Below are 11557 nucleotides of genomic sequence, written 5' to 3' on the forward strand. Positions count from 1 at the left end.
CAAAACATAGCACTTAATGGCAAACGGCGATTATAGCCTGTTTTATCTCAAGTCAGGAGCAAGATTGTGTGATAATCTCCGTGGATTAATATGTTATTCCTTGTGGATTGCTCAACACCAATATTGATTCCGCCATGAAAATTGCATTACAAAAACGACAATTACCGTATTCTCCTGATCTCGCCATTCACTATTTCGCCCCTCTGTCTGCATTACCCTGGGCCATGCTGTTACATTCTGGAACCGCCGAACATCCGCATAATCGATTTGATATTATTGTCGCCGAACCTGTAACAACCCTTGTCACTCAAGGAGCTTCTACCGAAATTCATTGCAATGGTCAGGTCTCTCTTTCCAAAGAAGATCCCTTCCAGCTATTAAAAAACCATCTTCACGCTTGGGATATTGAGGCTCAATTTGATCCGGACCTCCCTTTTCAAGGAGGAGCATTAGGGATATGGGGATACGATCTCGGACGACGTATCGAAAAGTTACCTGAATTAGCCACCCACGAACTGAGCTTTCCTGATATGGCTATAGGGATCTACGATTGGGGATTAATTATTGATCATCAGTTACAGAAGGTGACATTACTAAGCTACCACAATATTGACGAACGGCTGACATGGTTAGAGTCTCTGCGAGAACACAGGAAAGAAGGATTTTCCCTGACAAGTCCGTGGCAATCCAATATGACAGCACAGCAATACCACGAAAAAATTGCTCATATCCACCGCTACCTGCGAGAAGGGGATTGCTATCAAGTTAATTTATCCCAACGGTTCCATGCTCATTATAAGGGAGATGAATGGCAGGCATTTATCCAGCTCAATGAAAGCAACCATGCTCCCTTTTCTGCCTTTATCCGCTTGCCTGAGCACTGCATTATCAGCGTTTCACCTGAACGTTTTATCCTTTTGAAAGATCATCACATTCAGACGCGCCCAATAAAAGGAACGCGGCCCCGATTGCAAGCCCCCGCAGAGGATCAATTACAAGCAGAAAAATTGGCAAACTCACGCAAAGATCGTGCGGAAAACCTGATGATTGTTGATCTGTTGAGAAATGACATTGGGCGAGTTGCCACGCCAGGATCAGTCAAAGTCCCTGAATTATTTGTGGTTGAACCGTTTCCGGCCGTACACCATCTGGTCAGCACCATCACAGCAACCCTGCCTGACACATATCATGCTACAGATTTACTGCGCGCCTGTTTTCCAGGCGGATCAATTACGGGAGCCCCTAAAATTCGAGCCATGGAAATCATTGAAGAACTGGAACCACATCGCAGACATGGATATTGTGGTGCTGTTGGCTATATTAGTTTCTGCGGTACAATGGACAGCAATATTACTATTCGTACCTTACTGACAGAAAAAGGAAAAATTTACTGTTGGGCCGGTGGTGGTATCGTCGCAGATAGCATCGCTGAAAAAGAATATCAGGAAACATTTGATAAACTTGGACGGATCTTACCTCAATTAGGGGAACTCGCTCTATCATGACATCGCTCTCTGACTTCATTCATCGGTTTCAATTGCAGCTTCCTGCAAAACCAGCATATTTAGCCAGCAACCAACGGAATGCGGCAGTATTATTACCGATTATATGTAAGCCAGAACCAACGCTGTTATTCACCCAACGCTCCGCAAGCCTCCGCTCCCACGCCGGGCAAATTGCTTTTCCGGGCGGAGCGGCAGATCCTGAAGACGCATCTCTGATTGCCACCGCGTTGCGTGAGGCAGAAGAAGAAGTCAGCCTACCGCAAGATAAGGTACAAATACTGGGGCAATTAGCCCCTCTGGATAGCATTGGCGGTTATCGTGTCACGCCGGTAATTGGGCTTATTGCCGAACCCATCTCTTTTCGCACCAATCCCGCAGAAGTAGCAAACATTTTTGAAATCCCGCTGCTTGAGGCACTTTCCCTTCCCCATTATCGGTATCTGGATATAAAACGCCGTAATCAACAGCGCCGAGTCTATTTTTATTGGCACCAAGAGCATATGATTTGGGGATTAACCGCCGCTATTATTTATCGCTTAGCCCAGCAAGTACAAAAAACGTTCTAAATTGACCACAAAACACTACAAAACTGTGCATTACTTATCCATAATCATATCAATTGCTATTATAATTAAAAAAAAACTGTAAACTCCTTTATCAACACTACCAAATAACAGTAAAGTAGCGCGCTTTATATAAATAACTATATTTCTTTCTTCTTTAAAGGAGTCTGGCGTGATTAGCGTTTTCGACATGTTTAAGGTGGGTATTGGCCCATCCAGCTCTCATACTGTTGGTCCTATGAAAGCAGGCAAACAATTTGTCGATGATCTTGTAAACCAAGGAGTAATGTCCTCTATCACGCGTGTAGCTGTTGATGTATACGGCTCACTTTCATTAACCGGGAAAGGTCACCATACGGATATCGCTATCATCATGGGCCTGGCAGGTAACATGCCCGCAACTGTTGATATTGATTCAATTCCAGGTTTTATTCGTGATGTTGAGCAAACTGAACGTTTGCCGCTGGCAAATGGTTTACACGAAGTCGATTTTCCTCGCGATGGCGGTATGAACTTCCGTAGCGATAACTTATCACTGCACGAAAACGGCATGCAAATTCATGCATTCGCAGGTGACGAAAAGGTTTACAGCAAAACCTACTACTCCATCGGTGGTGGTTTTATTGTTGATGAAGAACATTTTGGCAAGCCATCCCAGGATTCCAAGCCGGTTTCTTACCCTTACAGCTCTGCGGCTGAGCTGTTAATGAATTGTAATAAAACCGGCTTGTCTGTTTCTGGCTTGATGATGAAAAATGAATTGGATTTACACAGCAAAGAAGAAATTGCTGAGTATTTCGCAGACGTATGGGCAACTATGCAAGCTTGTATTGAGCGTGGCCTGAATACAGAAGGGGTTTTGCCTGGCCCATTGCGTGTTCCTCGCCGTGCCGCCGCATTGCAGCGTATGCTGACATCATCAAACAAATTGTCTAATGACCCAATGAATGTTGTTGATTTAATTAACATGTTTGCATTGGCCGTCAATGAAGAAAATGCAGCGGGTGGCCGCGTTGTTACCGCCCCAACCAATGGCGCGTGTGGTATTGTTCCTGCTGTTTTGGCCTACTACAACCATTGCATTGAGCCTGTGACAGCGGAACTATACACCCGCTATTTCCTGGCTGCGGGTGCCATTGGTATCTTATATAAGATGAATGCCTCTATTTCTGGTGCTGAAGTTGGCTGTCAGGGTGAAGTTGGGGTAGCTTGCTCGATGGCAGCAGCCGGCATTGCCGAATTATTTGGCGCAAGCCCTGAACAGGTTTGCATCGCAGCAGAGATTGGCATGGAGCATAACCTTGGTCTGACGTGTGATCCAGTTGCAGGCCAGGTGCAAGTTCCTTGCATTGAACGCAATGCTATTGCTTCCGTTAAAGCGATCAATGCTGCCCGTATGGCACTTCGCCGTACCAGTGAACCTCGTGTTTCTCTCGATAAAGTTATTGAGACTATGTACGAAACGGGCAAAGATATGAACGCAAAATACCGTGAAACTTCACGCGGTGGTTTGGCGATAAAAGTTCAGTGTGACTAATGTAAGCGTTGCTCACTCATTAGACAGAAAGCGATATTATCGCCTCCTTTTTCTACATTTAAATTTTAGCTGAAATCGTATCCCTGCCAATTGGTAGGGATATTTTTTTGGCTGAAACGAGTTACTAAAGTACATTATTTTCCATTTTACGGTAAAAACATCACAATTTTTTTATAAGAAAATTAAGAAAATGTTACCGGAAACAAAAGAAAATACCAAACCATAAGAAATAAGAAGATTTTTTTAAAAAATCATTATTATATTTCGGAATAAAATATTGTTTTAACCTATTAAAATAGTCTATCTTAATTTTTCTGACTGATAGCAATTTTCTTGAAGGCAGCAAATGATATTCTAACTATATATTTACTTATGTAACAAAATATAAAACCATGACAGTTTTATGTTCACGACTATCCTATTGATTGATAGGAAGTTAAATACATTAGAAATATTGAGTATGAACTTGCAGTAGTCTGAGTGCAATTGTTATAGAAAGGGGAAAACAAGTGAGTATAGCCATTATGATTGGCACACACGGGGCTGCGGCGGAACAGCTGCTTCGTACCACAGAGATGTTGATTGGGGAGCAGGAAAATGTTTCTTATATCGACTTTGTGCCCGGTGAAAATGCTGATACGTTATTCGAGAAATACAACCAAAAGCTGGAATCGCTTGATACAGAACAAGGTGTACTGTTTTTCGTCGATACCTGGGGTGGCAGCCCATTCAATGCCGCAAACCGCATCGTAGTTGATAAAGATAACTACGAAATCGTCACAGGTGTCAATGTTCCGATGCTGGTTGAAGCTTTCATGTGCCGTGACGATGATCCAACGATGGAAGAGCTGGTTGCCGTTGCATTGGAAACCGGCAAAGAAGGCATTCGAGCCCTTAAAGCAAAACAAGATGAAGAGCCAACCAAACCTGAACCCGTAAAACCCGCTGCACCTGTTTCCGCCGTTTCAGCTTCAGCAACCTCTGCGGGCGGCCATATGAAGATTGCCCTCGCGCGTATTGATGATCGCCTTATCCACGGCCAAGTTGCTACTCGTTGGACTAAGGAAACTAACGTCAAACGTATCATTGTCGTCAGTGATGAAGTTGCCCAGGATACGGTTCGTTCTACCTTGTTGAAACAAGTTGCACCTCCCGGCGTTAGCGCACATGTCATAGATGTTGCTAAGTGCGTTCGGGTTTATAACAACCCCAAATATGCTAACGAACGCGTCATGTTGCTCTTTACCAATCCAACAGATGTTCTGCGTATTGTCGAAGGTGGCGTCGCTATCGAATCCATCAACATCGGTGGCATGGCTTTCCGTCAAGGAAAAACCCAAATCAACAACGCGATTTCCGTTGATAAAACTGACATTGAAGCCTTTGAAAAACTGAACTCACGCGGCATAGAACTTGAAGCCCGTAAAGTTGCCAGTGATACCCGTTTGAACATGATGGATCTGCTGAAAAAAGTTTAACCATCAGAACAAATGTCATTTTATTAACCATTAGTCAATAACAAAATTCTTACCAAATTACATTTGGTTACAGGAGAAAAACAATGGAAATTACCGTTGTTCAACTTGTGTTGATATTCATCGTTGCCTGTATTGCAGGTATGGAGTCAATTCTCGATGAATTTCAATTCCACCGTCCATTAGTTGCTTGTACATTAGTCGGCTTAGTGCTTGGCGATATGAAAACCGGCATTATCATCGGCGGTACACTGGAAATGATCGCCCTTGGCTGGATGAATATCGGTGCAGCAGTCGCCCCCGATGCAGCATTAGCTTCCATCATTTCAACCATCCTGGTTATCGCCGGTGGGCAAGATGTCGGTGCCGGTATCGCACTGGCTATTCCACTGGCAGCAGCAGGCCAGGTTCTGACTATCATCGTCCGTACCTTGACTGTGGGTTTCCAACATGCAGCCGATAAAGCCGCAGAAAACGGTAATCTTCGTGCAATTAGCGTCATTCACATTTCAGCTTTGCTGCTTCAAGCTATGCGAATCGCCATCCCGGCCCTGATCGTTGCAATATCAGTAGGAACATCAGAAGTTCAGCATATGTTGAACTCCATTCCACAAGTGGTCACCAGCGGCCTGAATATCGCCGGTGGTATGATCGTGGTTGTCGGTTATGCAATGGTGATTAACATGATGCGCGCAGGTTATCTGATGCCGTTCTTCTACCTTGGTTTCGTTACGGCAGCCTTCACTAACTTCAATCTTGTGGCATTAGGTGTGATTGGTATTGTGATGGCAATCCTGTATATCCAGCTTAGCCCTAAATATAATCAATCACAGGCAGCCGCTTCTGCTGGCAATACGCCAAACGACCTTGATAACGAATTAGATTAAGAGGATGAACAACATGTCAGAAGCAACAAATATGGGTCAGAAGAAGCTGACACAAAGCGATATTCGTGGTGTATTCCTCCGCTCTAACCTATTTCAAGGGTCGTGGAACTTTGAACGGATGCAGGCACTCGGTTTCTGTTTTTCGATGATACCTGCCATTCGTCGTCTGTACCCGGAGAATACCGAAGAAAGGAAGCAAGCTCTCAAACGACATATGGAATTTTTTAATACCCATCCTTATGTTGCAGCGCCTATCCTGGGTGTCACTATGGCAATGGAAGAGCAACGGGCCAATGGAGCTGACATTGATGACGGGGCTATCAACGGTATCAAAGTGGGTTTGATGGGGCCTTTAGCAGGGGTTGGTGATCCTATTTTCTGGGGAACTGTTCGTCCGGTATTTGCCGCTCTGGGAGCCGGTATTGCCATGAGTGGTAGTCCGTTAGGCCCTGTTCTGTTTTTCATCCTGTTTAATTTAGTGCGATTACTTACCCGTTACTTGGGTGTCGCTTATGGCTACAAAAAAGGGTTAGATATCGTTAAAGATATGGGCGGTGGCTTCTTGCAGAAAATGACGGAAGGTGCGTCCATTCTCGGCTTGTTTGTCATGGGTGCCCTCGTCAACAAATGGACCAAAGTCAATATTCCGCTCGTGGTTTCTGAAGTGCCTGATCCAATCACGGGTGAGATGAAAGTGACTACTGTTCAAACCATCCTTGACCAGTTAATGCCTGGCCTCATGCCATTGTTGTTAACATTTGGCTGTATGTGGCTACTGCGGAAGAAAGTCAATCCGTTATGGATTATCGTCGGCTTTTTCGTGCTGGGGATTGTCGGTTTCCGTTTTGGTTTCCTCGGTTAGAACTGATATTCCTGCATGACTTGAATATTCGGGGGGAGGTTTTGCCTCCCCTTTCTTTGTGAGAAAATAGGGATTAAAAATGAGTTTGAATGATATTATTCTAATAGTTTTAATTGTATTAATGCTCGCTTTTGCGATTTATGATGAATTTATTATCAATCAGCTCAAAGGCAAAACGCTATTAAATATCAAACTCAAAAGAAAACAGCGGCTTGATGCGCTGATATTTATCATTTTGATTGCTATTATTATTTACAATAATGTCACATCACATGGCAGTCAGTTCACGACCTATTTATTAACTTTTATCATCCTGGTGACATTGTATTTAGGTTATATTCGCTCACCAAAACTAATATTCAAAAAACAGGGTTTTTATTATGCCAACCGTTTCTTTTCTTATGAAAACATTAACGCAATGAATTTATCTGAAGACGGCATTCTGATGATGGATTTAGGGCAAAACAAAATATATGTATCCGTCACAAAACTGGATGACTTAGAAAAAATTTATCAATTTCTGGTTAACAACAGATGATTGCAATTGGCAGATTCGATTAAATAAGATCAATAATTCATATTGGTCTTATTTCCCTCCTAAAACAGATACAGATAACGATAAGCATTATCATTTTCATATTTAAATTGTGGCAAAATATCTTTTGCCTTTTATTCTTAATATGATATTGTCCGTCGCAGTCATTGGGGAGTAGCCTGTTCCAGAAAATCTCTGGAAAATTCGTATCAACATACTCGTTTAAAATAAAACGTGGTACGAATACCTAAAGAACCTAATAACATCCAGGTTTTTACATTCCCGTTATATTTCAAGTGACGATTAACAAAGTTGCAGCTTGAAAGATACGGGGATAAATCGGTTGGCAAGACCATAGACACATAACAGCGCCGTTGGTTGGGGGTGTGTTGTGTGTGTATGGAATCACCCAACCGAGGCTATTTTGATGAATCTCTATGCAACACTTATTCTCGCGCTTGCCCTTTCCATGGATGCTTTTGCCGCTGCTGTAGGAAAAGGGGCCGCCCTTCACCGCCCTCATTTTCGTGAAGCCATCCGCACTGGTATCATCTTTGGTTTGGTTGAAGCCTGTATGCCTTTAATCGGTTGGTCATTGGGCCTGTATGCCAGCCAATATATTATGGAATGGGATCATTGGATTGCCTTTTTCTTGCTCCTGATCCTTGGCTGCCGCATGATAATTGATAGCTTCAAACGTGAACCTGAAACTTCTTATCAAGCTACTCCTCAACGCCATAGTTCAGCGGCATTGGTTCTCACTGCAATTGCAACCAGTCTGGATGCTATGGCAATAGGTGTCGGCCTTGCCTTCTTACAGGTTGATATTCTCCACACAGCCATGACAATTGGCCTGATGACTATGATTATGGCCACATTAGGCATGTTAATTGGGCGTTATATTGGCCCGCTATTGGGTAAAAGAGCCGAGTTAGTTGGGGGATTGGTCTTAATTGCCATTGGCTTCAATATATTATTCGAGCATCTTAAATTATTCTGGTATGCGAAATAAGGTTATTATTTAACGTTTTTCACGTTGTCGTTTTATTAACTCAATTTACTCCGGATATATATACGCATCTTGAAGTTAGATTGGTATAGTTCGTTATATTCCGGAGATTTGTTCCTTTGTCACCATACTTCTAAATAATAATACTGAGAGTATCAGATGTTGGCGTTCCTTACCCCGCGCGCCGCGCGGGGTAAGGAATACTCCTATTATTTTGAAACGCTATTTAGCGGTTATAAGATGACAGAAATTATTTTATTATCAAATACGTCGATACATTTTTAACGTAAAATCTGCTTCACAAGCAAACTGTTCTCTCGATATCAAATGCGTTTTAACCTTTTCTGATGCCCGCCAGGCAAAAGGGGTCATCTGCAATAAATTATGTGCTTGTTCACCATTTAATGACATGGTATAGGCCAACGTTTCGGTTGAAATTAATTCAAATTCTTCCCATTGTTCCTGATTTTCAGGATGTAAATGCACTTCCTGATAAATAAGCTCTTTCAATTGATACAAATGACGAGGCCCTGGTGTTACTGTCAGGACAATCCCCTCTGTTTTCATTACCCTGGCCAATTCTGCCGCTTTGCAGGGAGCGTAAATCCGCAAAATACCATCCAGTGAACTGTCCGCAAATGGCAACCGGTGGCTAGATGCTACGCAGAAATTAACATCGGGATAACGCCTGGCACCATAACGAATTGCGACTTTCGCCACATCCAATCCAAACACTGTCAATTTCCACTGAAGATTGAGCTGTTCTTGAACCGCAGCGGTGTAATAACCTTCACCACAACCAATATCCAGCAAAGCTTTGGCGCCTTCTGGTAAATATTCACCAAGCAACTCAACCGTTTTTTGTCGCAGAGCCTGATAATGGCCTGAGTGCAAAAATGCCCTTCTCGCTTGCATCATCTCCACACTATCCCCAGGCTCTTTTGAGCGTTTATGCTGAACGGGCAGTAAATTGACATACCCTTCTTTTGCACAATCAAATTGGTGATTATTCTCGCAACGCCATTGGTGGTGAGTAAACAGTAAAGGTGTGTGACATAAAGGACATTGATAAGACATAACATTCCGACGGATAGGGAAAATCAGGGGGCGTACTATACCATATTTCTGATATATACGTTTTTAAACTCCATACTTTTGAAATTTAAACGTGACACTCCACTGCCTGACTGCGTTAAAGAAATTATATTGACTATTCTCAACACCCTATTTATTTTTACCACCTAATAACACTTTCATTACAAATAGGGGATGATATGCCATACGATAATCTAGAGACCAAACGGCTTCTATTAAAAAAACTCGCTTATGATGACGCTATTCAAATTCAGCAAAAATTTCCTCATTGGGATGTTGTCAAATACTTAGATAGCAGTGCAGTTCCCTGGCCTTATCCCAATGATGGTGCAGAATACTTTGTTAAAAAGGTGGCTTTTCCCGCCATACAATCAGGAAAAGCCTGGCTATGGTCTATTCGGATAAAAAAACATCCTGATGAACTCATCGGAATGATCGGGTTACATGACCGGCAAGATAATAACCGAGGGTTCTGGCTTTCCCTGGAGCATCAAGGCCAAGGATTGATGCGCGAAGCCTGTGAGAAAGTGACTGATTATTGGTTTCACGTACTGGGGAAATCCGTTCTTAGAACACAAAAAGCCAGTATTAACCACGGTTCGAAAAAAATCTCATTAGCGCAAGGTGAAAGGTTGATAAAAGTGGAAGAAAAAGAGTATGTTTCAGGAAAATATGCTTGTGAGTTCTGGGAAATAACCAGGGAAGAATGGTGTAATCGACATGCGCCTTCTTAATAAATTTTAACTACCCATTAATCCTGCATTTTCTGCCTGGGAAACTGGGCTTGCAGGAATGGCAGTAATAATAAACCTATCAATACAGCACAAACAGAAATAGTAATAAATAACCCCTTCCAATGATAATATTTTAAAATAATGGCAAAAGGATAACCAGCAAGTGCAGCTCCCGTATACGCAAAAAGGCCGACAAACCCCGTCGCCGCCCCCGCTGAATCTTTATGGGAACATTCCGCCGCAGCCATACCAATCAACAATTGTGGCCCAAAAACAAAAAAACCAATGGCGAAAAAGCCAATGGATTGAAAAATCAAATCAGTCATAGGCATCAGCCATAAGGCAGCCACCGATAAGAAAATACCCATCGCAAATATCAAATTCATCGGCCCACGGTTACCGCCAAACACGCGATCCGATCCCCAGCCTGCCACCAGCGAACCCATAAATCCCCCCACTTCAAAAAGTGATAATACAGCGTTCGCACTCACTAAATCATAATGGTGATATTCTGTCAGATAGAGGTTTCCCCAATCGTTAATAACCGTACGGACGAGATAAACCAAAACGTAACTCAATGAAAGCAACCAAATATATTTATTGCCAAAAACATAGGTTTTCAGTATTTCTTTGGTCGTTAGCCCTTGCCCTTGATTTTCCTGTACCTTTTCTAAATGATCATTACGAAATTGGCCAATGGTCGGTAACCCCATAGTTGCAGGCTTGTCACGTAACCGCCAACATAAAAATATTCCGGCCAAAATACCTAAACAGCCCGGCACAATAAACCCTTCTCGCCAGCTAAAATGTAATGTTAAGAAACTGATAAATAACGCAACCAAAGCGCTGCCTGTATGGTGTGATGTATTCCATAAAGACCACCAAAAACCACGCTCTGAGCGAGAATACCAACTGGTGAGCAATTTGGCGCAGGGTGGCGAACCCCAGCCCTGAAACCACGCATTTAATATCCACAAAAAGGTAAACATCACAATCGAGCTGGACAGACCAAAAAAGATATTAATGATCCCTGTCGCAATTAACCCGATTCCCATGAAATAACGTGGATTGGAGCGATCAGAGATAATGCCGGAAAGAAATTTGGAACAACCATAAGTGATATAAAACAGGGTTCCAATCAGGCCAATCTCGCCTTTATCAAGGCCGAGATCGGTTATCATGGCAGGCATCGCATAGTTGAAACTTTTACGGGTAAAGTAAAACAGCGCATATCCCACATAGAGACTCAGCATGATATGCAAGCGCCAGTAGCGATACTGTTGTCGGATTTCCTCAGCAGATAGCGGCTCGTCATGCATCGGCCTGGATTGAGAAGAAGCTGTCATAAGCGTATT

11 protein-coding genes and 1 riboswitch are annotated in these 11557 nt (G+C 42.9%); of the genes, 9 read left to right on the plus strand and 2 right to left on the minus strand.

What is annotated here, in order from left to right; translation table 11 throughout:
- Positions 1 to 134 precede the first annotated feature (134 nt).
- The 8 genes from pabB to mntP all read left to right on the plus strand — a co-directional run bounded on the left by pabB (position 135) and on the right by mntP (position 8376).
- Positions 135 to 1505, plus strand: coding sequence for an aminodeoxychorismate synthase component 1 (gene pabB / locus WDV75_RS12190; protein WP_273557982.1), 1371 nt, complete (start codon positions 135 to 137; stop codon positions 1503 to 1505).
- Positions 1502 to 2071 (plus strand): CoA pyrophosphatase, encoded by a 570-nt coding sequence (locus tag WDV75_RS12195; RefSeq protein ID WP_189759211.1) that lies wholly within the window; start codon positions 1502 to 1504, stop codon positions 2069 to 2071. The genes pabB and WDV75_RS12195 overlap by 4 nt, the downstream gene beginning before the upstream one ends.
- Before the next feature lie 169 nt (positions 2072 to 2240).
- Entirely contained in the window at positions 2241 to 3605 is a 1365-nt protein-coding gene (locus WDV75_RS12200) for an L-serine ammonia-lyase (RefSeq protein WP_189759212.1), read from the plus strand.
- Positions 3606 to 4114: 509 nt separating this feature from the next.
- On the plus strand, positions 4115 to 5083 hold the full coding sequence (gene manX / locus WDV75_RS12205) for a PTS mannose transporter subunit IIAB (RefSeq protein ID WP_273557983.1): 969 nt from the start codon (positions 4115 to 4117) through the stop codon (positions 5081 to 5083).
- 83 nt (positions 5084 to 5166) lie between these two features.
- On the plus strand, positions 5167 to 5967 hold the full coding sequence (locus tag WDV75_RS12210; protein ID WP_189759214.1) for a PTS mannose/fructose/sorbose transporter subunit IIC: 801 nt from the start codon (positions 5167 to 5169) through the stop codon (positions 5965 to 5967).
- A gap of 13 nt (positions 5968 to 5980) precedes the next feature.
- On the plus strand, positions 5981 to 6829 hold the full coding sequence (locus tag WDV75_RS12215) for a PTS mannose transporter subunit IID (protein WP_273557984.1): 849 nt from the start codon (positions 5981 to 5983) through the stop codon (positions 6827 to 6829).
- 79 nt (positions 6830 to 6908) lie between these two features.
- The gene (locus WDV75_RS12220) at positions 6909 to 7367 is read left to right on the plus strand and encodes a DUF986 family protein (RefSeq protein WP_273557985.1); all 459 of its coding nucleotides are present in this window, start codon (positions 6909 to 6911) and stop codon (positions 7365 to 7367) included.
- 152 nt (positions 7368 to 7519) lie between these two features.
- A riboswitch (yybP-ykoY riboswitch) is annotated at positions 7520 to 7662 on the plus strand.
- Positions 7663 to 7791: 129 nt separating this feature from the next.
- Positions 7792 to 8376 carry a manganese efflux pump MntP gene (mntP, locus tag WDV75_RS12225; RefSeq protein ID WP_273557986.1) on the plus strand — a complete coding sequence of 195 codons (585 nt, stop codon included), beginning with the start codon at positions 7792 to 7794 and terminating at the stop codon, positions 8374 to 8376.
- A 258-nt stretch (positions 8377 to 8634) separates the two neighbouring features.
- Here the strand turns inward: mntP and rlmA are convergent, their stop codons facing one another.
- Positions 8635 to 9450: a 23S rRNA (guanine(745)-N(1))-methyltransferase gene (gene rlmA / locus WDV75_RS12230; RefSeq protein WP_273557987.1), complete on the minus strand. Its 816-nt coding sequence runs from the start codon at positions 9448 to 9450 to the stop codon at positions 8635 to 8637.
- Positions 9451 to 9647: 197 nt separating this feature from the next.
- On the opposite strand from rlmA, the gene WDV75_RS12235 reads away from it, so the two are divergent.
- On the plus strand, positions 9648 to 10202 hold the full coding sequence (locus WDV75_RS12235) for a GNAT family N-acetyltransferase (RefSeq protein ID WP_273557988.1): 555 nt from the start codon (positions 9648 to 9650) through the stop codon (positions 10200 to 10202).
- Positions 10203 to 10219: 17 nt separating this feature from the next.
- Here the strand turns inward: WDV75_RS12235 and WDV75_RS12240 are convergent, their stop codons facing one another.
- Positions 10220 to 11548 carry an MFS transporter gene (locus tag WDV75_RS12240; protein ID WP_420497500.1) on the minus strand — a complete coding sequence of 443 codons (1329 nt, stop codon included), beginning with the start codon at positions 11546 to 11548 and terminating at the stop codon, positions 10220 to 10222.
- Positions 11549 to 11557: the final 9 nt, after the last annotated feature.

Origin of the sequence: Xenorhabdus griffiniae (assembly GCF_037265215.1) — a bacterium.
In the GTDB taxonomy this organism is placed as follows: domain Bacteria; phylum Pseudomonadota; class Gammaproteobacteria; order Enterobacterales; family Enterobacteriaceae; genus Xenorhabdus; species Xenorhabdus griffiniae.